The 22,982-nt window shown below is 65.5% G+C and carries 20 protein-coding genes; 14 read left to right on the forward strand and 6 right to left on the reverse strand.

Annotated elements, in window-relative coordinates; translation table 11 throughout:
* Positions 1-40 precede the first annotated feature (40 nt).
* Positions 41-493: a MarR family winged helix-turn-helix transcriptional regulator gene (locus JQ573_RS21355; protein WP_212316961.1), complete on the reverse strand. Its 453-nt coding sequence runs from the start codon at positions 491-493 to the stop codon at positions 41-43.
* Between the two features lie 250 nt (positions 494-743).
* Here JQ573_RS21355 and JQ573_RS21360 point away from each other — a divergent pair, with 250 nt between their 5' ends.
* Genes JQ573_RS21360 through JQ573_RS21370 form a run of 3 tightly spaced genes read left to right on the forward strand, consistent with a single transcriptional unit; the run spans position 744 to position 4,305 of the window.
* The gene (locus JQ573_RS21360; RefSeq protein ID WP_212316963.1) at positions 744-1,697 is read left to right on the forward strand and encodes an alginate lyase family protein; all 954 of its coding nucleotides are present in this window, start codon (positions 744-746) and stop codon (positions 1,695-1,697) included.
* 55 nt (positions 1,698-1,752) lie between these two features.
* Positions 1,753-2,910: a hypothetical protein gene (locus tag JQ573_RS21365; RefSeq protein WP_212316965.1), complete on the forward strand. Its 1,158-nt coding sequence runs from the start codon at positions 1,753-1,755 to the stop codon at positions 2,908-2,910.
* Between the two features lie 33 nt (positions 2,911-2,943).
* Positions 2,944-4,305: a hypothetical protein gene (locus JQ573_RS21370; protein ID WP_212316967.1), complete on the forward strand. Its 1,362-nt coding sequence runs from the start codon at positions 2,944-2,946 to the stop codon at positions 4,303-4,305.
* 56 nt (positions 4,306-4,361) lie between these two features.
* On the opposite strand, the gene JQ573_RS21375 is transcribed toward JQ573_RS21370, so the two are convergent.
* Positions 4,362-4,637 (reverse strand): hypothetical protein, encoded by a 276-nt coding sequence (locus JQ573_RS21375; RefSeq protein WP_249132078.1) that lies wholly within the window; start codon positions 4,635-4,637, stop codon positions 4,362-4,364.
* A gap of 272 nt (positions 4,638-4,909) precedes the next feature.
* Between JQ573_RS21375 and JQ573_RS21380 the strand changes: the two genes are divergently transcribed.
* The 8 genes from JQ573_RS21380 (at position 4,910) to JQ573_RS21415 (ending at position 10,893) form a co-directional block, all read left to right on the forward strand.
* On the forward strand, positions 4,910-5,980 hold the full coding sequence (locus JQ573_RS21380) for a sensor histidine kinase (RefSeq protein WP_212316969.1): 1,071 nt from the start codon (positions 4,910-4,912) through the stop codon (positions 5,978-5,980).
* A 46-nt stretch (positions 5,981-6,026) separates the two neighbouring features.
* Positions 6,027-6,683, forward strand: coding sequence for a response regulator transcription factor (locus JQ573_RS21385; RefSeq protein ID WP_050406118.1), 657 nt, complete (start codon positions 6,027-6,029; stop codon positions 6,681-6,683).
* 159 nt (positions 6,684-6,842) lie between these two features.
* A complete protein-coding gene (locus JQ573_RS21390) occupies positions 6,843-7,205 on the forward strand; it encodes a hypothetical protein (RefSeq protein ID WP_231168749.1) in 363 nt (120 codons plus the stop codon).
* A gap of 1 nt (position 7,206) precedes the next feature.
* Complete coding sequence (locus JQ573_RS21395) at positions 7,207-8,958, forward strand: OmpA family protein (protein WP_212316970.1); 1,752 nt, start codon at positions 7,207-7,209, stop codon at positions 8,956-8,958.
* Positions 8,958-9,458, forward strand: coding sequence for a Rab family GTPase (locus JQ573_RS21400; protein ID WP_092122751.1), 501 nt, complete (start codon positions 8,958-8,960; stop codon positions 9,456-9,458). Before JQ573_RS21395 ends, JQ573_RS21400 begins: the two co-directional genes overlap by 1 nt.
* 276 nt (positions 9,459-9,734) lie before the next feature.
* The gene (locus JQ573_RS21405; RefSeq protein ID WP_171947961.1) at positions 9,735-10,163 is read left to right on the forward strand and encodes a DUF3597 domain-containing protein; all 429 of its coding nucleotides are present in this window, start codon (positions 9,735-9,737) and stop codon (positions 10,161-10,163) included.
* A gap of 159 nt (positions 10,164-10,322) precedes the next feature.
* Positions 10,323-10,625, forward strand: a complete 303-nt coding sequence (locus tag JQ573_RS21410) for a hypothetical protein (protein WP_212316971.1) — start codon at positions 10,323-10,325, stop codon at positions 10,623-10,625.
* A 91-nt stretch (positions 10,626-10,716) separates the two neighbouring features.
* Positions 10,717-10,893 carry a hypothetical protein gene (locus tag JQ573_RS21415; protein ID WP_212316972.1) on the forward strand — a complete coding sequence of 59 codons (177 nt, stop codon included), beginning with the start codon at positions 10,717-10,719 and terminating at the stop codon, positions 10,891-10,893.
* Positions 10,894-10,950: 57 nt separating this feature from the next.
* Here the strand turns inward: JQ573_RS21415 and JQ573_RS21420 are convergent, their stop codons facing one another.
* The 3 genes from JQ573_RS21420 to JQ573_RS21430 form a co-directional block, all read right to left on the reverse strand.
* Positions 10,951-13,002 carry an Ig-like domain repeat protein gene (locus JQ573_RS21420; protein WP_249132080.1) on the reverse strand — a complete coding sequence of 684 codons (2,052 nt, stop codon included), beginning with the start codon at positions 13,000-13,002 and terminating at the stop codon, positions 10,951-10,953.
* A gap of 389 nt (positions 13,003-13,391) precedes the next feature.
* Positions 13,392-14,210: a class I SAM-dependent methyltransferase gene (locus tag JQ573_RS21425; protein WP_212316975.1), complete on the reverse strand. Its 819-nt coding sequence runs from the start codon at positions 14,208-14,210 to the stop codon at positions 13,392-13,394.
* On the reverse strand, positions 14,197-14,661 hold the full coding sequence (locus JQ573_RS21430; RefSeq protein WP_097674443.1) for an Rrf2 family transcriptional regulator: 465 nt from the start codon (positions 14,659-14,661) through the stop codon (positions 14,197-14,199). The genes JQ573_RS21425 and JQ573_RS21430 overlap by 14 nt, the downstream gene beginning before the upstream one ends.
* A gap of 295 nt (positions 14,662-14,956) precedes the next feature.
* On the opposite strand from JQ573_RS21430, the gene JQ573_RS21435 reads away from it, so the two are divergent.
* Positions 14,957-17,047 (forward strand): tetratricopeptide repeat protein, encoded by a 2,091-nt coding sequence (locus JQ573_RS21435; RefSeq protein ID WP_212316977.1) that lies wholly within the window; start codon positions 14,957-14,959, stop codon positions 17,045-17,047.
* 24 nt (positions 17,048-17,071) lie between these two features.
* Here the strand turns inward: JQ573_RS21435 and JQ573_RS21440 are convergent, their stop codons facing one another.
* Positions 17,072-18,802 (reverse strand): ATP-dependent Clp protease adaptor ClpS, encoded by a 1,731-nt coding sequence (locus JQ573_RS21440; protein WP_212316979.1) that lies wholly within the window; start codon positions 18,800-18,802, stop codon positions 17,072-17,074.
* A 326-nt stretch (positions 18,803-19,128) separates the two neighbouring features.
* Between JQ573_RS21440 and JQ573_RS21445 the strand changes: the two genes are divergently transcribed.
* The gene (locus JQ573_RS21445) at positions 19,129-21,468 is read left to right on the forward strand and encodes a mechanosensitive ion channel family protein (protein WP_212316981.1); all 2,340 of its coding nucleotides are present in this window, start codon (positions 19,129-19,131) and stop codon (positions 21,466-21,468) included.
* A 397-nt stretch (positions 21,469-21,865) separates the two neighbouring features.
* Positions 21,866-22,966 carry an LLM class flavin-dependent oxidoreductase gene (locus tag JQ573_RS21450; protein WP_212316983.1) on the forward strand — a complete coding sequence of 367 codons (1,101 nt, stop codon included), beginning with the start codon at positions 21,866-21,868 and terminating at the stop codon, positions 22,964-22,966.
* Positions 22,967-22,982: the final 16 nt, after the last annotated feature.

The following is a 22,982-nucleotide window of genomic DNA, read 5'->3' on the forward strand; positions in this document are numbered from 1 at the left end:
ATCGCTTCCTGTTCTCACAATTGGCGCGGCGCGGCCGGCATCAATCCGCGACCAGCCGTTTCAGCAGGCCGACGGCGGCGGCGAGTTCGTCCTGCTCCCGTGCCGACAACCGCGCGGCGATGGTGCGCGACAGCCAGTCCTGCCGCGCGGCGCGGCCGGTGCGCAGCCGCTCGCGGCAGGTATCGGTGAGCGACATGATGGTTTGCCGGCCGTCGTCCGGATCGGGCGCGCCGCGGACCAGGCCCGCGGCCTCGAGCGCCGATATCGCCGAGCTCATCGACTGCGGACGCATGCCTTCGGACCGCGCCAGGCTGGACACGGTCGCGGGACCGTTCTTTTCGAGGCGCAGCAGCACCGCGACCTGGGACGGCGGAAGATCCTCACGCTGGCCCTGCTCGCGCAGCCGGCGCTTCAGCGTTCCGATCAACAAACGAAGATCCTCGGCGAGCGCCGATGTGCGCGCTGATCCGGTACGGGCCGCTGAATTGTTCATGCCGATCACCCTGGCATATATGAAGATAAACTGTAAAGATTGTCTTCGCAGATTACCTTCATATTCCCGTGATCGTCAGCGCGCGACACAGCATTGTTGGTCGATGCTTCAAAATCTGAACCGCAGCTGAACTCGGTTTTGGTGCGCATCACATTAGATTTGGTTGTCATGTTGCGCGCGTTTGTCGATGACTGCGCTGCGCCCACGACGTGGCGTGTCGTCCCCGCGGTGGCTCGCGGAGTTGTTTGGAATGAAGCTTGATGTTCGTTTCACGGCGATCGGCGTATCGATCGTCCTTGCTTGCCTCGCGCAGCCGGCAGCGGCCCGGACCTGCGAGGCGCCACCGGCGCTGACATCGGTCGATCCGCCCGGCTTCTACCGGGATGCAGGCGGTTACGCGGAAGCGATCAAGCCGCTGCATGCATTCATTGCGCAGGTCAACAAGGCCGCCGATGAGCGCGATCTGGATTGCGTCATGGACTTGCTCGCAGGCTGGGCCAGCGGAAGTGCGCTGCTGACAACGGGCGCGAATTATCAGGGCGATTTCGAACGCTCCTGGGCCGGGACCGATTTCGCGCTGGCGTTGCTGCGCTTCCCCAACGCGTCCATCGAGGCCGATCATCGATTCCCGCAGGTCAAGCCGTGGCTGATCCGGATCGCCGAGGAAACCCGCGATGCCGATCGCATCAATCACCTCGACAACAATCTGGTCTATTGGGCCGGGCTCGATCTGATGTCGATCGGCACCCTGACGGATCGCGGTGATCTGGTCGATGCCGGCATTTCCCGGGCGCGCCAGGGCATCAGGGACATCGGCGCCCACGGCGAATTGGAGCGCGAGTTGAAGCGTGGCGAGCGCGCGCTGCACTACCACAACTTTGCGCTGATCCCGCTGGTGTTCTGCGCCGAACTCGCCAGCCGCCGGAAGGTCGACCTCTACGCGGAGAACAATGGAGCGATCCGTCGGCTCGCCGACCTGATCGTTCGCGCGGTGCAGGACGAGCGCAGCTTCGGCGCTCTCACCAACGTTCCGCAGCAGCTTTTCCCCTGGACGTTTCAGGGAGACCTAGCCTGGATGGAGCCGTATTACGCCCGGTTTCACGATCCGCGCTTGCCGCCAATTCTCAGCTCCAGAAGGCCTTTGAATAATCCGAGGCTTGGCGGCAACGTGACGGCCGCGTGGAGTGCTGGTTTGCCAAACTAGATGGCCGAAACCGGCGAGAGCTATCGATCGATCGCCAATTGCTGGAGCATTTAGGATGCGCTTCTATCGTTTCCCGATGCGCGTGTGGGCGTCGCTCGTCGCAAGACGCGTTCGACGCTGTGGGACGATGAGTATCGCTAGCTTCGGCTTTCTCTCGCCAATCCTGTCCGCTCAGGCAGCAGGTGTCGTTGCCGGCGTCAATGTGATCAATCCCTACGTCCTCAGCGTGGCGGATCAGGATGCGATGCTGGATGCCATCCACGCAGCCGGCGTGTCGACGATCCGCGCGTCGATCACCCTTGACGACAAGGGCTTCGACTACGCCGAGCGCGCCTGGCAACGCGGCATCAGGATCGAGTGGCTGATCTATCATTTCGGCGGTTACGATTCATTCGGGACGACGCCGCTTTCCGCCGCCGACCCGGCACGTTTCCGCGCCACACTCCAGCCGATCCTTGATCGGCTGGAGGCAAAGGGAGTTGTGCTGGCAGCCTTCGAACTCGGCAACGAGATCAACCTGTCGGGGACCAATCCGGAATTCGCCAAGCCTGCGGGCCGGGCGCGCCAGCTCAGCCTGCTGGACCTCGACAAGGACCCGCAAGGTCGGCGCGTTGCGCGCGGATTTCGCCAGTATCTGAAGATGCTCGGTGTCTTGAAGGAGCTCCGCGACCATTCGAAGCTGAATCGCAGCACCCCAATCACGACGGCGGGGCTCGGAACCTATGACCAGGATGATGGCTTCCTGCCGGGTTGGGCAAAGGGCGACATCGTCGGCATCCATACCACCTTGAGCTATCTGCGTGCGCACGGCCTCGACAGTCTGGTCGATGCCTATGCCGTTCACATCTATCCCGACACGACGCATGCGATCGTCAATGCACCGGCGGTGAGGGAACAGCGCATCGCCAAATACGATCTGACCGATTGCCGCCCCCCGGGAAGTCGCGATGGAAAGCCATGCTGGATCACCGAATGGGGAATCGACAACAAGGCCACGAGTTGCCCGATCGATGACGACCAAAGCGCGCAGCTTGTCGAGGAGATCATGGGCGATTTCCGCCCCTATGCCCGCGCAGGCAGTGTTGCCGGTCTGCTCTATTTTGCGTGGAACAGCACTCCCGGAGCCGGCTCCGTGCCGGCCAGCAGCATATGGCGCTGCGGCGGCCTCACGAAAGCCGGGCGATCGGCGACCGACGCCCGCTTGCTGCACTGACGGCCTCCAACAAGCTCACGGAGCATTCAGACCATGGCGCGCCTTGTTCGGCTTCTCACGCTGTCTCTCACCTTGATCGCCCTTTTCCCTGCATTCGCCGCCGCGCCCGACGTCTCCGGCGATACGGTAACCATCAAGAACGCGCGGACCGCGCGTCGGCTCGGTGACAAGCTGCATGACGTGCCGAGTGTGCTCGACTACGGCGCGGTCTGTGACACGGTGGTGCTGAGATGGCATCGCATGTCGATTGCCGCGGGTTCCACCCGGTTGACAGTGCCTGATGCGTGGTTCGCGCCGGGCGATGTTGGCAAGCTGATCGTTGTTGCCGGTGCGGGTGCGGGCGGCGCCAATCTGGCCGCCAGCATCGCGCAGGTCGAATCCAAATCGCAGATCGAGCTCTCTCGTCCGGCGCAAGCGGAGGTTGACGCGCATGACGGCTATGCTGCCTATGGCACGGACGACGCACCGGCGATCAATGCGATCTTCTCGGGCGCTTCGATCCCGCAATGGGACCTCGGTGAGCTGCGCCTGCCGCACGGCGTATGTGGCGTCGGCGCGACCATCGCGTTGCCGGGCGGCCGCGAGAGGGGCACGTTCGGCATGGAGCAGGTCACGCTGCGTGGCGGTGGCCGCGGCGTATCGTGGCTCGTGGCATTGGCGCCGATGCGCGCGGTGATAGAGGAACCGGCCGGTGAGCACAACCAGGCTAACTTGTTCGACTTCGGTATCGATGGTTCCGGCCTGGCGGACTTTGGCGCAGACATCCAGGGCGGTCATGCCGGCCATCACGCCAACCTCTATTACAACGACAGCCGGATCGCGGGCCTGCATCTCGGGACCATCGCCGTCAACCCGGACGGCACGCTGACCAACCCGAAAAGCTGGTACACAAATGTCTGGGAGTTCATGGCCGACCACAGCACGATCACGGCGGACACGACGTCGATCATGCGGCATGGCGCGCCGCTGTTCGGCATCCTCAACTCGGCAGGCGACAGCCATTTCAGCGACATGGTCGTTGCTCATGCCTCGGTCGCCAACGTGCGCGATACCGGCTCTGCTCACAATTTCTATGCGAACGTGCATGCATGGGGCCAACCACGCTACGAATTCTGGACACGAGGCAAGGTGCAGTTCACCAATTGCGAGGTCGACGGTGCATCGGAGGCCGGCGTGCGCAGCGATGAGGACGGGCTGGTTTGGACCGGGGGAGCAATGATCTCCATGAACAAGGGCGCACCGGTCGGCTTTTTCTTTCCCACTGCCACAGGTCATCACGCCATCGTCGGGCCGGATATTCAGGACATCCCGTCACGGGCATATATCCGCCTCGGAGCGGGTGCGCAGCTTCACGATTCGATTATTCAGATTCAGGGCCTGGCCGAAATACATTAGTCCAGCGTGTATAAGCCGGACTGCACCGGAGCCGCTGCTGGCACCTATAGTCGCGGCTACTCGCTGGTCGCCGGTGCCGCATACATGTCCCGTGCGCGCCGGGTCACGGCCGCATAGCGCGCGGTCGCGCTAAGGCTCATCAGGCCGGCGCGCACCAGTCCGAGGATGGCGCGGCGCGAGTGGAACGGCCCGGTCTTGCTCGCGGCATATCCGCGCGGGTAGAGCTGCAGGCGGCCGGCGAGCGCTTCCTGCAACGCCAGCTTCTGGGTCGCGCTCAGGCGCCGGCGCCGCGCAGGCTTTTCCGCTTCCGCCAACATGAGCTCGATACCCAACGATTTCCGTGGCGCGGCCTTCATTGTCAGCTCACACTCCGGCCGACTGGCGCGACCTTCCGCGAGGCGCGGCGCCCGGCCGGCATCGCCATGGACGCCGGCATGTGGCACATCATGGCTTGCGCTGTTGCTCATTCGTAAGACAGAACCGCATTTCGAGCAGCAGTGGCATCTGACGAAAGTCAGGATCAGTTATGACGAAAGTCATATTCGTTTGCGGCCGCTGCCGGCTTACGCCAGAGTGGGCTGCTCGCTGAGTTGATGGGCAACGCATGATCGATTTGAGCGCGGATTTGCTTGCGGCCGCAGGAGCCGACGTCATCGGTCTCGCCGTCATCGGTGCCGACCGAAGCATGCAGCGGAAGATCGGGCGGCTGGTCGAATGGCTTCCCGCGATCGGCGTCGATTGTTGCGAATGCATGCTGCTGGTCGGCATGGAGGCCGAGTTGGCGGCGCTTGCCGGAGGCCGGCGGGACATGATCGCGCTGGCCGGTGTCCGCGGTGCCTCGCCGGGCATCGCGCAGCCGATGACGGCGGTCGTGCTGTGGAATGGCGCACAGTCGCATTACTTCGTCATCGCCATGCCGGACTTTGCGGGACGTCAGGTCGAAACGCTGCTCGGCAGCGAGCGCCGGGCCCGCCGCCTGATGGAGCAGCAACTCGAGGCGGCGAGCGCGGAAGTGCGTTTTGCCTCGCTGGCGCGGACGCGGCTGCGGCTGGCGCGCGACCTGCACGATACGCTGGTGCATTCGATCGTGGCGCTGCTGACCCAGATCCGGCTGATCAGGCATTATCTTTCGGCCGACCCGGCGCGCGTGGCAGACAGCCTTGCGACCGCCGAAGACGCCGCAGCGAGCGGCCTCTCGCGTGCCCGCCAGGCCATCGATCGCCTGCGCACGCCCGACGATTTGAAGCTCGATCCCGATGTCGAGGGACTGCTCAGCGACTTCGCCGCGCGCAGCGGCGTCAGGGTGTCGATCCAGATCGACGAAGAGGCGCGTCCGGGCTTGCGCGATTGCGGCTTGACGGTTCAACGCATCCTCAGCGAGGCATTGCGCAACGTTCAGGCACATGCGAAGGCACGCCGTGTCTCGTTTCACGCCTTCGAAGCGCCGGCCGCAGTCGGTCGCAAGCTCGTCGTCGAGATCCGCGACGACGGCCGCGGCTTCGATCTCGCGGTGCCCACTCCCGGACATTTCGGATTGATCGGGATGACCGAATTTGCTGAACTCGTCGGCGGAAGCTGCGCGGTGGAGAGCGCGCCCGGACAGGGAACGCTGGTCCGGATATCGCTCCCCGTGGCGGTGCCGCCGGCAGCATCTGCCGGCCTGCTGGCCGATTGATGTCGTTGCCGCGCATTCAAGACCTTCGAGAGGATGACTGAAGCCCGTGAGCAGAATTGAGAAGGTGCGGGTGCTGATCGCCGAGGATCAGACCCTGATCAGGGAAGGTATCGCCACACTGCTTGCCCAGCAGAACGACGATTTCGAGATCCTTCCCGGTGCGTCCGACGGCGAGCAGGCCATCGAATTCGCGCGGCGCTATCGGCCGGACGTCATCCTGATGGACCTGCAGATGCCGCGTGTCGATGGCATCGCGGCGACCCAGCGGATCCTGCGCGAGCTGCCGCAGACCCATATCGTCGTGCTGACGACATTCGAGACCAACGACCTGATCTTCGAGGCTGTCAGCGCCGGCGCCAAGGCGTATCTGCTCAAGGACGCCAGGATGGAGGAGATCGCATCGACCATCCGCGCGGTGATCAACGGCCAGTCCGGGCTGTCGCCCAGCGTCGCCGCGCGCATCCTCGACGAGTTCAAGCGGCTGCGCGGCCCGCGCGTCTCGGCGAAGCTGCCGGTTCGCGACGGGCTGACGGCGCGGGAGAATGAAATTCTCACGCTGATCGTCGAGGGCAAGAGCAACACCGAGATCGGCGAGCGGCTGCATTTGGCCGAGGGCACGGTGAAGAACTATGTCAGCACCATCCTGGAGAAATGCCAGGTCAAGAACCGTACGGAACTGGCAATAAAGGCAATAACTTACTAGAAATAACTGCCCCCAATCGCACACCACGCGGTTGATCCGGCTGAGATTGCTCGCCTTTCTCTGGGCCGCGCCCACAAAATTGGCTATAGGATTGTTTCGGATTTGCTTTTTGACACGGCAGGTCCGGATTGCGCGGCTTTGACTAAACAGGGAATGACCATGAAGGGTATCGAGCGCCAGACCAAGGATACGGATGGACTGGCAAACGCGGCGGCCGGCAATGGCGCGGATGCCGCGGCGCATGGCATGGCGGCGATCGATCAGGTCCGCGATCTCCTGTTCGGCGGCGCGCAACGCTCGATTGAGACCAACCTCTCGGGTCTGCGGGAGGAGATGCAGGCATCGCTGAAGCAGATGCAGGCGGACTTCAACAACGAGCTCACCGCGCTGCAGGCGCGGCTCTCCGACCTCGAACGCGATACCGAGCAGAAGCGCCTCGACTCGCTGAAGGATGTCGGTGCGGCCATCACCCAGCTCGGCGCTGCGATCAGCGGATTGGGATCCGGCCGCACGGGCAAATAGCATGGCAGCTGCTGCCGGCCAGAATCGCGAGATCGAGCAGCTCAAGACATTGCTGTTTCAGCCCGAGGCGACGCGTCTGACGTCGCTGGAGGCCGATCTCGACTCGCTGCAGCGCTATGTCGGCAACGCCGATCGCCTGGAGACGGCCACCGCCGGCATTCTGGTCGAGGCGCTGGAGCGCGCCGAGGTCAACCGGCCGCGCGAGCTCGCCACCGCGATTGCGCCGGTCGTGGTCTCGGCGATCCGGAGCGAGATCAAGAATTCGCGCGAGCAGATGATCGAGGCGCTCTATCCGATCGTCGGCCGGCTGGTCAGCGCCGCGGTCGCGAACGCGTTCCGGGAACTGGTTGCCTCGCTCGAGCAGCGCATCAATGCGCTGACCTCGGCGCAATTGTGGGTCGGGCGGGTCAAGTCGCTGGTGACGGGACGACCGATCAGCGAGTTCGTGCTCGCCGACAGTCCGCCGCAGATCAACCGGCTCCTGATCATCGAACGCGGCAATGGCCGCCTGGTCGCCGACTGGAAGCGCGAGGCGACCGTCGACGAGCGCGCCGACCTGCTCAGCGCCATGGTTGCGGCGATCCTCGAATTCTCCGTGCAGGCGCTGGCCGGCGAAGGCAATCTGCAAACGCTCGATTTCGGCGGACGGCAGCTCGCGCTGCGCGCCTCGCCCCGCTTCATCCTGGCGGCGGAGTGCCTGGGGCCGCTGCGCCCCGCCGACAATGCCAGGATCAATTCGCTGTTCTTCGATGCGATCGAGCGGATCGATCGCGGCGCGGATTGCGATGCGCCGATGCTCGCCTCGCTCGCAACCGCGATCGAGACCGACGACACGCCGCGGCGGATCGCAAGCCGGCGCGGCAAGGTGATCCTGTTTGCCGTGCTCGCCGCTGTGGCCGCACTGTTGCTTTATTTTGCCGCGACCACGGTGACGCGCGCTCTCTTGGAGCGGCGAACCCATGCCGCGCTGGAGGAGCTTGCCGCGGAGCAGCCGTTGCTGGCCACCTTCCCGCTGCGGCTCGACTTCGATCACGGCAGCCGAAGCGTGGCCGTCTCTGGCATCGAGCCGAGCCAGCTGCAAACCGCGCCGTTGATCGACGCGCTCGCTGCGGCCGCAGCGCCGTACAAGGTGGTCGACCGCATCGGACTGGTGTCCACGCCGGAGCAGGCGGCGGCATCGCAGGCCGGCATTGCAGGCCTGCAGCAGAGCCTGACGCGCCTGCAGGCGAACCTCGACCAGATGCGCGAGGCGATGGGCGCGCAGGCGAAGTCGGGCGACCAGAAATATGCCGCGCTGACCGCGCAATATGACAAGCTCGGCGAGCAGTACGCGAAGTTGAGCGAGCAATATGCGAAGCTGCAATCCGTGGCCGACGGTCCGGCGGCGCGGCTCGACCGCTTCATCGCCACGACCGCGATCTTCTTCGTCAACAATTCAGACGAATTCCTCGACAACGACCAGGCCGAGCAGCAACTGCGCGAGCTCGCCGGGCTGCTGACGAACAATGATCTCAGGCTGCGGATCGTCGGCTACGCCGATCAGAGCGGCACCGAAGGCACCAACAAGACGCTGGGGCGCAAGCGGGCGGAGCAGGTGCAGCGCAAGCTGACCGCGCTCGGGGTCGACCCGTCGCGGCTGATTTTGGTGTCGCGCGCCGCGACGATGCCGATCACCGACCGGCTCGACGCCACCGCCGGCGGCAACCGCCGCGTGGCGTTCGAGACGGTCTACCGAGGCGAAGTGGCCCGCTGATGCTCACCGCAAAAGTCATGCTGCTCGGCGATATGGGGGTCGGCAAGACGTCGATCCTCTATCGGCTGATCTACAACCGGTTCGAGGGCCAGTACAAATCGACGCTGGGCGTCGAGATCCTGAGCCATGACGTGGTGCCGGCGGATGGCAGCGACCCGATGCGCCTCGTGCTGTGGGACACCGACGGCGATTTCGGTACGCAGATTTTCGACACCGTCTATGTCACCGGTGCATCCGCTGCCATCATCGTGTCCGATGTCACGCGGCCGCAGACCGTGACCCGCATGGTCGAGCTGGTCCGCGGTTTCGAGGAGCGCTTCCCGGGCCGGCCCTACCGGGCGCTGCTCAACAAGATCGACCTGCCGGAGGCTGCCGGCAGCGCCGGCGCGATTGCCGAGCTCGCCAAGTCGAGTGTCAAACCGGTCAGCGCCAAGACCGGCGTCGGCATCGCCGAAAGCTTTGTCGAGCTGGCCCAGACCATCCGCCGCCGTCAGCTCTAGTTCACTCCGCACACGTTTGTGTCAGCCGCCCCGACTTCTCGGGGCTGGCGAATCGGGCCGGGACGGCTGACTTCATCGCACGTGGGGCGTACGATGAAACGCGCTCGACGTACGGTGCAGAACCGCACGATTCTCTCTCCAACTGCACCACGCCGTCCCACACTCCGATAGTGACGATGGTCATCTTCCGCTCGGCCAATGGCCTGCCTATCGTCCACTCGTCACTGGAACCAGTCACGGGACCAACGGTGTCCCGGGCGCACGGAGTGAGAGATCATGAGCATTTTTGGAAGCATCATGGGTGCAATCTTCGGCCACGGCGCCCAGGCCAAGACACCTGACGGCAAAACCGCTGAGACGACAGCGACGGCAGCACCCGGCGCCGCACCGGCATCGACGTCAACGTCTGCATCTGCATCGCCGGCACCCGGCACATCCGCGGCGCAGACGGTCGACGTCGCGGCGATCGTCGACAAGGCGGCGGCTGCCACCGGCGAGAAGCTCGACTGGCGCACCTCGATCGTCGACCTGATGAAGGCGCTCGGGCTCGACAGCAGCCTTGCTGCGCGCAAGGAGCTCGCCAAGGAGCTGCACTACACCGGCGATACCAACAACACCGCCACCATGAACGTCTGGCTGCATCAGCAGGTGATGGCCAAGCTCGCCGCCAATGGCGGCAAGCTGCCGGCCGATATCAAGACCTGATCACCGCCTTGAGCCGTGCGCGGCGCTAAAGCATGATCCGGAAAAGTGCGAAGCGGTTTTCCGGAAAGATCATGCTCAAGCAAAACGTCAAAGCGCGACATCGCGCTTTGACGCCCCGCACGGCTCCGAACGATGTGTATTGCGTGAGGAGCAGTTGCGATGACCTCATCTCATCTTGCCACCATGAGCAGTCCCTGGACCGGCGTCGTCCGGCCTGTCGCGTCGATCGGCGCGGGAGTTGTCGCGGGACTTGGATTCGTCGCGCTGGCGCTTGACATCACGATCGCCATCGCACGCGCCGATAGCGCCAGCGACGAGCAGCGGCCGGCGAACGCGAATGCCACTGTGCAGCGCGCCGCTCAGAACCTGCCGCCGGCGCGGGTGATCCTGCCGGCGCCGTGGGAGCAGGCCGCTCCCGCGCAGCCGGTCACAGCACCGGCGAGTCCGGCAGACCACAAATAATCTTCGCGCCTCTGTTGCGGCCGGCGATCCGCGCATTTGTGTAACGGTCGCCGCGAATGGCCCGCACACTGCCCAGCTCTGGAGCCTCGCAATGCCAGAACAGGTCAAGCTGCCCCGAAAATTGTCGCAAGAGCGCGGCAGTCCGCCGTCGCTGCGGCCGAGCCACCGGCGGGTCATCGAGGAGCTCGACCGCTGGGCCAACAGCCCCGGTCTGCAGCCGCCGAGTGACGGAGAGAAGCAAGCCGACGACAAGTGCCAGCGCAAGTAAGCGTGCCGCTGATGGACCCGCATCGCCGAGGATGCGGGCCAAGAGGTGCCGTCTCGATCAGTTGAAAGGCACGCGCGCCCTGGCCGAGAACGTCCAGATCCGGGCCGTGCCGCCGAGCCCGCCATACTCCGCTCCGAGGCCGAGCATCAGGCCGCCCGCGAGCCTCGTGTTCAGCCCACCTGTGACGCGGGCCGACCAGCCCTCCAGCACCAGCGTCGGGTTGACCGGGATGCCGCTCACGGAAAGTGCCGCGGCATCGTCCCTGCTGAAATAGTAGTCGCCATAGACGCCGAGATAGGGCGAGACCACCGCGGCGTCGGTCGTTGCCAGCGGATAGCTCAGCTTGACGCCGCCTGATGCGCGGCCGGTGACGAAGTCACGCGCCGTCTGCAGCGTGCCGAGCGTATCGACATAGGCGTTCTCATGCTCCCACAGCGTGTAGAGGCGCGCGGACGGCTCGATCAGCAGGTTGCTCATCTTGTAGCTGCCGGTCAGACCGGTCGCGAACATCCAGCGGTCGCCGTTGAAATTGCCCTGCGCCGTTCCGGCCACGCCGTTGTAGCCGATCTGCGAGAAGGTCACGGCGGCGTCGTAGCGCAGCGTCGGCGTGATCATCCAGCCGAGATAGCTGCCTGCGGTCCAGCCGTCGCCGGTGAGCTTTCCGTTGATCTCCTGGGCCGTGTAGTTGAACGTCTCATAGCCGGCGACCGCGCCGACCAGGAGGTTCGGCATTGCCCGGTAGGTCAGTCCCATCAGGGCATTGAGCTGGTTGCCGTAGATCGATGAACCTGTTGTCCCGACGCCCGGCGAGGTCGGCGACGACCAGCGGTCGATGCCTGTGCCCCTGACATCGATCCAGAACAGCCAGTCGTGCGGTTCACGATTGATCGTCGTCTGGGTTTTGAGCGCCGCCTTGGTCGGCATCTGCCGATCGATCGCCGCAAAGGCATTGTCGATTCGCGAATTGCCGCCGCTGCGTGCGCCCGAATTGCGATCCGAGGCGTAGGCACCACGATTCCCCGTGTCCGTCTGCGCCACGCCGTCTGACGGATCGGCCGCGAAGTTGAAGCGCATGCCGGCGCCGCTCGGCGTCATGAAGCTGCCGCCTTCGCTGAACCCTTCCGAGATCGCGTTGTCGATCGCGCCCGAGATCGCCTGGCCGGAGTTCTGTGCCACCAGCTTGGTGATGTCGATCTGCAATGCACGCAGCTTCACGCTGTCGGCCGGGACGTTCACGCTCTGCGCCAGCGCCGGCGAGGTGCTGGCGTTGAACGCGCCGCTGCCGGCATAGCTCGCCGTGATGGTGTGGCTGCCGATCTTGAGGGTCGAGATCGCGACGCTCGCGGTGCCTGCGGCGAGCGTCACGGTGCCGATCGGCGATCCATTGTCGCTGAAGGTCACTGTGCCGGTCGGCGTGCCGGCTGAGGCGGTGACGTTCGCCGTGAAGGTCACCGATTGGCCAAAACTGCTCGGATTCTGCGACGAGATCAGCGCGGTCTGGGTCGTCGTTGCGGCTGCAAAGGTGAAGCGGTCCGCCGCTGACGTTGCTGATGTCCCAACTGCGGTCGTCACCGTGATATCCACCGTTCCCGTTCCGGCCGGCGAGGTCGCTGTGATCTGGGTGCTGGAATTGACGGTGAAGCCGGTTGCAGGGGTTGCGCCGAACGTCACGGCCGTCGCGGCGGTGAAAGCTGTGCCTGTTATGATGACCGTCGTCCCACCGCTGGTCGGGCCTGCGGCCGGCGAGATCGATGTCACCGTCGGCGCGGACGCCGTATAGGTGAACTTATCCACGGGAGACGAAGATGATGTCCCGGACGGGTTGGTCACGCTGACATCGACCGTGCCGGTCCCTGCCGGCGCGACTGCGGTGATCCGCTCGCTCGAATTGACGACAAAGCTCGTTGCGTTGACGGCGCCGAAACGCACCGCGGTGGCAGTGCTGAAACTGCCGCCCGAGATGATGACCGTGGTGCCGCCCGCGGCGGGACCTGATGTCGGGGAGATCGAGGCTACCGCCGGTGCCTGCGCGCTGGCCGCGGCGACCGAGCCCAACAGCGCGGCGGCGATCAGGACGAGGCCGCATCCGGCGCGTCGCGCGATCGCCATCGATGGGAGTCTATTGCGCAGCTCGGATGCAAGACGCGAGGTGGCGTAGCGGAAACGAGTCCGCGCAAAGTTTGCAATCGGCAACAAAGGTAACCCCCGTCGCGCCGGCCTGCAGCAGGCGGCGCACATCCAGAAAAAATACGGGTTAATTGTAGTACGCGGCTCGCGGCGCACGCCGCGGAATCTCCGCGCGCATCTGCTTTTGTGACGCGCCGTTGCCGGGCCGCTACGCCATTGCACAATCTGAGAAGGAAATAGCGCGAGGGATTGCCGCGGTCAGGCGATCCCGCGGCGGATCATTCTCATTCAGCGCATGAAAAGCCGGCGATCGATAACGCCTGCGCGTCGATCGCCGGTCGAGCGTCGTGATTATTGCCGGATCGCTGCGGCTACGGCCGCCGCGCCGTCGCGATCAGTGCGGTCGATGGAATCGCGAAGGTGTCTCCGACCCGGCCGCGCTCAATCTCGCTCCGGAAGGCGCGCGCAACCGTGGCGCTCTGCTCTGCATCGAGCCCGCTCCAACGCGGCATGAACTCGAACAGTTTGTCGACGTCGGCAGGATTGGCGACATCGAGCTTGAAGTCGTGGGTGATCTCAGCGACGACAGGATCGCAGAAGCCGGCCGCGACGACCGCCGCAGCGAGGCGGCCGGGATCGGCGAGTTCGGCGAGGCCCGTGCACGGCATCGGCGTGACGTTGTCGGGGTAGAGCCGCCGGATGATCTGCGAGAGCAGCAGATACACGGCGGCGCCGTCGGCGCTCTTCCAGACCGCAATCGCCGCCGATCCGCCTGATCGTGTTACTCGCGCCATCTCGCGCAGTCCGGCGCGCCAATCCGGAAACAGCATCACGCCGAAAACGGACACCGCTGCATCGAAGGCCGCGTCCGGCAAGTCGAGCGCCTGGCCGTCCATCTGCCGTGCCGCGATATTCGCCACATCATGTGCGCGGACCCGTGCCACCATGCCGGCCGAGAAGTCGATCGCGGTGACGTCGGCGCCCCTGCGCGCGGCCGCAAGCGCCGCGGCCCCGGTACCGGTGGCGACGTCGAGCACCTTCGATGACGGGCCGATCGGGAGCATCGCGACCGCGGCCTCGGCGAAGTGTGTCGTGAACGGCTGCGACTGCGCCTCGTAGGTCGCGACCATCTTGTCCCAGTGCGCGGGATCGTTGAACGGAAGGCGGCTCGCCTGTTCACTTTGCAGCATGAATCTGGTCCTCGAGACTTTGTTTGTGTTTGGCGAGCCGGCGCTTGAAATCCTTCGCGAGCGCGTCGAGCGTCACCGCGCCGAGCCGCTTCAGGAAGATCGCCTCGACCTCGCGAAACGTGCCTGACAGCGCGTCGTTGACGGCCTGTTCGACCAGGCAGCCGGGATTTTCCGAACGATGGCCCATCGCGACGATCGTGGGCGCACCGACCGCGCGATAGATGTCGGCGAGCGTGATGTCGGCGGGATCGCGCGCGAGCGTCCAGCCGCCGCCATGGCCCTTCTCGGAACGGACCAGGCCTTGCTCGCGCAAGCCGGCCATCACGCGGCGCACGACCACCGGGTTGGTGGCCATCGCCTGTGCAAGTTGCTCCGACGTGACCGGTTCGCCCGCTCCGATCATGTGGAGCAGGCCGTGCAACACCCCGGATAGACGGCTATCGCGTATCATGTAACTTCATATGTTACATGATGGGGTGAGCGTCAAGAGGTGCAGGCCCTGATCTCTTCTCCTTCCCCCTGAAAGGGGGAAGGTCGGGATGGGGGGGCAGCCACAGGCACCGCTGTTCGCGGAGAGAGCTGATCCCCACCCGCTTTGCTCTACCGAGAAAAGCGACCTCCCCTTTCAAGGGGAGGTAAGAGAGCAATTGGGATTCGCGTGCCGGAATTCTCGCCGCCGCTCGTTTAATCCCCATCGGGTCTTGAGAGGCGGGGGCGGTATCGTGGGCAGTGTGGCGGTTGATCGGATGTTGCTGGATGCGGTGGCGCATTATGGCGCAGGCCGCGCGACGGAGGCCGGCACGCTGTGCGGCGATATCCTCACCGCCGATCCCGACCATATTCCGGCGCTGCATCTGTCCGCCGTCATCGCCTTCGTGACCGATCGCGCTGCGGAGGGCGCGGTGCTGCTGAACCGGGTGTTCAGCCTCGATCCGCATCACGGACCGGCGTTCGCCACGCTTGGCGATGCGCTCGCCGTGAAGGGCGAGCACGAGGGCGCGGTGGCAGCGTTCCAGCGCGGCATCGCATTGCGGCCGAAGGATGCCGGCCTGCACATCAAGCTCGGCGTTGCGCTGTGCGAGCTGTCGCGCTTCGACGAGGCCGAGGCGGCGTTTCGCCGCGCGATCGCACTCGATGGCGGCCTGACGCGGGCGCGGTTCAATCTCGCGGTTGCGCTGGCCGGACAGCAGCGGCCGGTCGAGGCGGAACAGGCCTATCGCGAGGTGATCGCGCGCGATCCGGCCTATCGCGGGGTTTGGCTCAACCTCGGCAATGCCTTGACCGATCAGAAGAAGCACGACGCCGCCGCCACCGCCTATCGCCGCGGGCTCGGCGCGGATCCCGATCATCCCGGCCTGCATAGCGGCCTCGGTGCGGCGCTCTACCGCCTGGGCCGGCTGGAGGACGCGGTCCTGCACTATCGCCGCGCCATCGCACTCGATCCCGACAATTTCGCGCCGCGGCGCCTGCTCGCCATGGTGCTGCACGAGCTGGGCGAGCGCGAGGAGGCGGTCCGCATCTATCGGCAGGTCTCGGCTCGTGATCCGTCCGATCACGTCATCCTCAACAATCTCGGCGCCTGCCTGTTCGAGCTCGGACAGGTCGACGACGCCATCGCCTGCGCCGAGCTGGCGCTGGCGCTCAAGCCGGACTATGCCGCCGCGCACACCAATCTTGGAATCATCTTCGAGGCGCAGAACCTGGTCGAGGCGGCGGTCGCCGCGCATCGGCGGGCCATCGCGCTCGAACCCAGTTACGCCAAGGGCCACGCCAATCTTGCGGTCGCGCTGCGCAATGCCGGCGAGATCGATGCGGCGCTGGTGGCCTCGCGCCGGGCCATCGCGCTCGATCCCGAACAGCCGCTGGCGCATTACAACCACGCGCATTTCCTTCTGATGAACGGCGAGTTCGAGGAGGGCTTTGAGGAGTATCAGTGGCGCCGCAAGACCAAGATGCTCAGCGAAGGCGATCCGGTGTTCGACGAGCCGGAATGGCAGGGTGAGCCGCTGGCGGAACGCACGCTGCTGTTGTTTGCCGAATACGGGCTCGGCGACGCCATCAATTTCGTCCGCTATGTGCCGATGTTGGCGGGCAGCGGCGGCCGGATCATTCTGCAGGTGCAGCCGGCGCTGGTCTCGCTGCTGCGGCCGATGCTGCCCGATGTCGCGATGTTCGCGCGCGGCGAGCCCTTGCCGCCATTCGACCTGCAACTGCCGCTGCTGAGCCTGCCGCGGATCTTCCGCACCACCGTCGAGACCATTCCCGCCGCCGTGTCCTATCTGCAGGCGAACGCCACCAAGCTCGCACGCTGGCGCGAGGCGCTCGCCGGTGTGTCCGCGCTGAAGGTCGGTGTGGTCTGGGCCGGCAATGCCAGGCACAAGGGCGACCGCCAGCGCTCGCTGCCGGCCGATGCCGTGCTGCCGCGGCTGGTCACGCCTGGCGTCCAGCTCTACAGCCTGCAGAAGGAACCGCGGCCGGACGATGCGCCGATGCTGCGGCGTCTTGGTGCCGATATTGTCGACCTCGCGCCGACGCTGGGCGATTTCGCCGACACCGCCGCTGCCGTCTGCGCGCTCGATCTCGTCATCGCCGTCGACACCTCGGTGGCGCATCTCGCCGGCGCGCTCGGCCGCCCGGTCTGGATGCTGTGTCCCTATGCGCTCGACTGGCGCTGGCTGCGCGACCGCGCCGACACGCCCTGGTATCCGACCATGCGGCTGTTCCGCCAGGACAGACCGCAGGCCTGGGAGGGCGTGCTGACGCGGATGGCCGACGAGCTTGCACGCGTCGCACGGGGGGAGCGGCACCTGCTGCTGCCGCAAACGACGCACGACTGACGACCAGCCGAGCCTTCCGGTCCATCACCCCACGCTCATCCCCTGTGCGCCGCCGAGCAGCTTGGCGTTGAGTCGGCCGCCGTCGAACAGCATTTCACTGACTGCGCCGTCGAGGTCGGAGGTGGTGACCTGCCCGCCACCGTCGCTGACGATGCTGGCCTGGGCGAGACGGCGCATCAGCTCCTTGATGAAGGCGGCGCTGACGCCTTCGGTGCGTCGCACGGCCTCGTCGATGACGGGCTGCGCGAGCGGCAGGCCCTTGCCATAGAGCCTGATCAGCTTGCCGCGTCCGGTCTCGTCAGGCAGCGGCACTTCGATCGCTTGGTCGATGCGGCCGGGCCGGCCGGCCAGCGCACTCTCGAGCTCTTCGGGGCGGTTGGTGGTCAGCAGGAACAGGATGTCGCAATCCTCCTTCAGGCCGTCCATCTCGTTCAGCAGCTTGTTGAGCAGCGATTCCTCGCACGGTCCGCCCATGTCCTCGCGGTCGCGCGCGATCAGGTCGACATCCTCGATCACGACCATGGTCGGCTGCAGCAGGCGGGCGAGGTTCATGTAAGCGCCGAGCAGGCCGACCTGTTCGGCGGTGATGATCAGCGTGGTGTGATCAGGCAGGTTGGTGCCGAGATAGCGAATGGTGTGGGTCTTGCCGGTGCCGGGCGGGCCGTAGAGCAGGATGCCCTTGCGGGTCGACTGTCCGAGCTTGCGCAGCAGATCGCGGCTTTCGACAAAGCCGAGCACGTTGCGGTCGAGCAGCCGCAGTGTCCGTTCCGGCAGGATCACGTCATCGCGGGCAACCGTCGGCAGCCGATGCACGGTCACGCCGCGCGAACGGCCGCGATAGTCCGAACCACCCTCGAGCGAGAGTATCTTGCCGCGGTAGGATCGCGCGGCGTGGACAGCGGCTTCCAGCGCGGCAAAGGTCGGCTGTACGAAGGCATCGCCTGCCGTGCCCGCCGGCAATGCGATCTCGATCCGAACGGCGGGTTCGCGGTCATATTCACGATGATAGGTCAGCAGCACGGCGTAGCGTAACGCGCCGGACCGGCACAGCCACAAACCGTTGACGAGACATTTCACCGGCTCGGGCTCGCCGATATCGACGTCCTGATACTGCGGCGGCGCGATCGCCGGCGCATTGCGGCTGTCCTTCATCAAGGACGCAAATCCAATCGTCTCGTAACGATATTCCTCGTGGATGCCGAAGAAGTGGATCGGGTCGGTGAGCAGGCTGTCGATCGCGACCTGAACGTCGGCGCGCATGTGGCCCGGAAACTGGCGTGCCCGCGTCACGATCAGGTTGCGCGGCACGCCGGCGAAATGCCAGTCGAGCGCAACAAAGGCGTATCGAAACTCTTGGCTCGGCAATTCTTCCGAGCTGCGACGCGCGGCGAGCAGGCAGTCGCTGCACAGCGAGGCCGTCGTGCCGGAGAGAATAATCTCCGTCACGGCCTTCGGGGCTTCGCAGAGATCGCAGGGGCGGCTGGCATCGGCGGACTCGCTCGTGATCATCAACGGGTGGCCGTTGGAGCGGATCAGCCACTTGGCGCTGTTGAACATTGCCCGTGCGACGGCGCCCGGATAGGGGCCGCACGGAACAGCGCCCCTGGCCTCGATCAAGGCAGCGGTGGCGATGGCTTCCTGTTGGGACTTCCCGAAAACCGTGCGCAATAGATACTGCACGAATTCCAGCGGCGTCTCGCCGTCGTCGTGAATGAAGAGCTGGACCGGACCGTCATCGGCAAAGACGTCGTGCATGAGACCTCCGAAACGCAACTGTGACCAAAAGAACAAAATAAGAACATCATGACGACCCCCTGTGCGTCAAGCGAAAGATTGTCCCGCCTCAGCCCTGGCGTGTGGGGGGCCGATCGGGCCGGCTCGGCCCGGAACGCCCGCATGCGTAAACGCCGCTCAACACCTGTGACGATCGTGTTACGGCAAATGCCAAGAGATGGTCGCTGCGGCAGCAAACTTCCGACACATGATCAAGGCGAAAAGGGGCGATCCGACATGGCGCGAGCGCGAGAGCAGAGTCCTCCCGGGGATCTGCGGTCGCGCAATTATTTTAATAAGAGGCCCTCGTGTCGCACAAATTTCGCTTTGCGCTTCTCCTCATCCTCACCCTGTTCGTCTCACCCGCGCTTGCGCAGCCGGCCGCCAAGCCGGCGCCGCCGCAACCCAGTACCAGCGACGCATTGACGCCAGAGCAGGCGAAGCGTGCGCTCGAGACGCTGCAGGACGACAAGAAGCGCGGCGAGATCATCAACACGCTGCGCGCGATCGCCAATGCCTCGCCGCAGGCGGCCGCGCAGCCGGCGCCCGAGCAGCAGTCGCCGATCCCGCTCAGCGCGGACAGCCTCGGCGCGCAGCTTCTGCTGATGGTCTCGGAGCAGGTCGGTGAGATGTCGCGCGAGGTCGCCGACGTCGCGCGCACGCTGACGCATTTCCCGGCATTCTATTACTGGTTCCTTCGCACCGCCAACGATCCGGCCGCCTATGGCCTCATGATCGACATCGCCTGGAAGCTGGCGCTGGTGCTCGGCTGCGCGCTGGCAGCCGAATGGGTGGTGTTCCGCCTGATCAAGCGGCCAGTCGCGTTCCTTGAAGCGCGGCTGCCGCAGACCGCGCGCGTGCCGGTGCAGGCGCTCGCCAGCGCCGATCCGCCGTCGTCGGTTGCCGACGTCACGCCGGAGGGCGATCTGCATCGCCGCCGGCTCAGCCTCGCGCGGGCCTGGCAGTCGCTGGTCCGGCTGCCTTTCGTGCTCGGGCGCCTCGTGCTCGAGCTGCTGCCGGTGGTCGTGTTTCTCAGCGTGGCCGCCGCGCTGCTCAGCACCGAGATCGGCAATCAGTCGACCACGCGGCTGGTGATCCTCGCGGTGATCAACGCCTATGCCTTCTCGCGCGCGCTGATCTGCGCGGTGCGCGCGCTGGCCGGCCCGTTCGGCCTGGTCCGCGTCCGTGCCGAGACCGCGGCCTATATCGAGATATGGGCGCGGCGCATCGTCGCCGTCGGGGTCTCGGGGATCTGCTTGGCCAACGTCGCATTGCTGCTTGGGCTGTCCCACGCCGGCTACGCCGCGCTGCTCCGGCTTGTGATGCTGGTGGTGCACCTCTTCATCGTCGTCATCATCCTGCAATGCCGCCGCCAGGTCGCCGACGTCATCCGCGCGCCGGCCGATCGCACCGGCCTTGCGGCACGGACGCGCAATCGTCTCGCTTCGCTGTGGCATGTGCTGGCGATCGCGCTCGATCTCGCGCTGTGGGCGGTGTGGGCGCTGAACATCCGCAACGGCTATTCGCTGCTGCTGCAATATTTCGTCGGCACCGTCGCGGTGCTGCTGGTCACCCGGCTCGTCACCATGGTGGTGCTGAGCCTGATCGATCGCGGCTTCCGCATCAGCCCGGACCTGATGCAGCGCTTCCCGGGGCTGGAGACCCGCGCCAACCGCTATCTGCCGCTGCTGCGCAAGGTGGTCACGGCGGTGATCGCCCTGGTCGGTTTCGTCGCGCTGCTCGAGGTCTGGGGTGTCGATGCCATCGTCTGGTTCTATGGCGGCCAGATCGGCTCTCGCCTGATCTCGGCGCTGGTGACGATCGGCATTGCCGCGCTCGCCGCGGCCGTGATCTGGGAAGTCGCCAATGCGCTGATGGACCGGCAGATCGACACCCTGTCGCGCGAGGGCCATTTCGCCCGCGCGGCGCGCCTGCGCACCTTCCAGCCGATGCTGCGCACCGCGCTGTTCTGCATCATCGTCGCGGTGGTCGGGCTCACCGCGCTCAGCGAGATCGGCGTCAATGTCGCACCGCTGCTCGCCGGCGCCGGCATCGTCGGCATCGCGATCGGCTTCGGTTCGCAGAAGCTGGTGCAGGATCTCATCACCGGGCTGTTCCTGCTGCTTGAGAATACCGTGCAGGTCGGCGACACCGTGACGGTGTCGGGCCTGTCGGGCGTGGTCGAGAACGTCTCGATCCGCACCATGCGGCTGCGCGCCGGCGACGGCTCGGTGCATATCGTGCCGTTCAGCGCGGTGACGACGATCACCAATGCCAGCCGCGGCGCCGGCAATGCCGCGGTCAGCGTCAACGTGTCCTACAAGGAGGACACCGACCGCGCCGGCGAGGTGCTGAAGGACATCGTCGCCGGGATGCGCCAGGAGACGGCGTATCGCGCGCTGATCCGCGGCGATCTCGAATTGTGGGGCGTCGACAAGGTCGACGGCTCGGTCGTGACCATCGTCGGCCAGATCCGCTGCACCGACGGCGGCCGCTGGTCGGTGCAGCGTGAATTCAACCGCCGCATGAAGCGGCGCTTCCAGGAGGAAGGCATCGAGATTGCCTCGATGGGCCAGACCATCCTGATGCAGCTTCCCGCGCCGTCGGAGCCGGATTCCAACAAGCTGCCGCGCCGCGCGGCGGGCTAGGATAGAGAAACTCCGCTTCACCTCGCCCCGCGTGCGGGGAGAGGTCGGATCGCATCGGAGATGCGATCCGGGTGAGGGGGAGTCTCCGCGAGTTCAACTGCTACCGTGTGTGGGGAGAAAGCCCCTCACCCCAACCCTCTCCCCGTCAGAACGGGGAGAGGGAGCAAACTAGCTGAATGCTGATCGGCGAGTCTCATGGCATGCGACACCGTCTCGCGACGATGAGACGGCAAGGGCCTCGCCGGGCCCGAGGCATGGCTTGCACCTGGCCGAAAACGCCGCCTTTCTCCTCCTCTCCTGCGATTTCCGCGCTGGCACAGCGCTTGCTCAACGCATCTTCGAATGCGCGGCAAGACGCATTGCATGACTGAATCACAAGCGAAGGAAGGAAACGCACATGGAGCTTGGCTACTTCACCATGCCCTCGCACCCGCCGGAGTGCGGATTGAAAGAGGGCCACGACTGGGACCTGCAGACGCTGCGCTGGCTCGACGAGCTCGGCTATCAGGAAGCCTGGATCGGCGAGCATCACACCGCGCCGTGGGAGCCGCATCCGTCGCCCGACCTGCTGGTCGCGCAGGCGCTGCTGCAGACCAAGAACATCCGCATCGGGCCCGGCGGCTTCCTGCTGCCGTATCATCACCCGGCGGAGCTCGCGAACCGCGTCGCGATGCTCGACCATCTCTCGAATGGCCGCCTGAACTTCGGCGTCGCCGCCTCGGGCCTGCCGAGCGATTGGGCGATGTTCAACGTCGACGGCATGTCGGGCCAGAACCGCGACATGACCCGCGAGGCGCTCGAGGTCATCCTGAAGATGTGGTCCGAGCCCGGACCCTGGACCCACAAGGGCAAGTATTGGACGGTGTCAAAGCCGGACACGATGTTCGACTTCCTCAAGCCGCACATCAAACCGTTGCAAGCACCGCATCCGCCGATCGGCGTCGCCGGCCTGTCGAAGAATTCCGACACGCTCAAGCTCGCCGGCGAGCGCGGCTTCATCCCGATGAGCCTCAACCTCAACCCGGCCTATGTCGGCAGCCACTGGGACTCGGTGGAAGCCGGCGCCGCCAAGACCGGCCGCAAGCCGAGCCGCAAGGATTGGCGGCTGGTGCGCGAGGTGTTCGTGGCTGATACCGATGAGGAGGCGTGGAGGCTGTCGACCGGCGACATGATGGGCCGGATGATGGGCGAGTATTTCCTGCCGCTGCTCGGCCATTTCGGCTTCAAGGACTATCTGAAGCACGCGCCCGACGTGCCCGACAGCGACGTCACCGTCGAATATTGCGCGCGCCGGAATTGGATCGTCGGCTCGCCCGCGACCGTCACCGAGAAGATCGAGAAGATCTACCGGGAGGTCGGCGGCTTCGGCGTGCTCTGCGTGTTCGGCTTCGACTACAAGCACAAGCCGGAAGCCTGGCGGCACTCGCTGGACCTGCTCAAGAACGAGGTGATGCCGCGGCTCAAGCACCTCGGCGCCGAGTTCGAGAAGGCTGCATGACAGATAGGCAGGGTGC

The sequence above is a fragment of the Bradyrhizobium sp. AUGA SZCCT0105 genome (assembly GCF_018129565.1).
Taxonomy (GTDB): Bacteria; Pseudomonadota; Alphaproteobacteria; order Rhizobiales; family Xanthobacteraceae; genus Bradyrhizobium.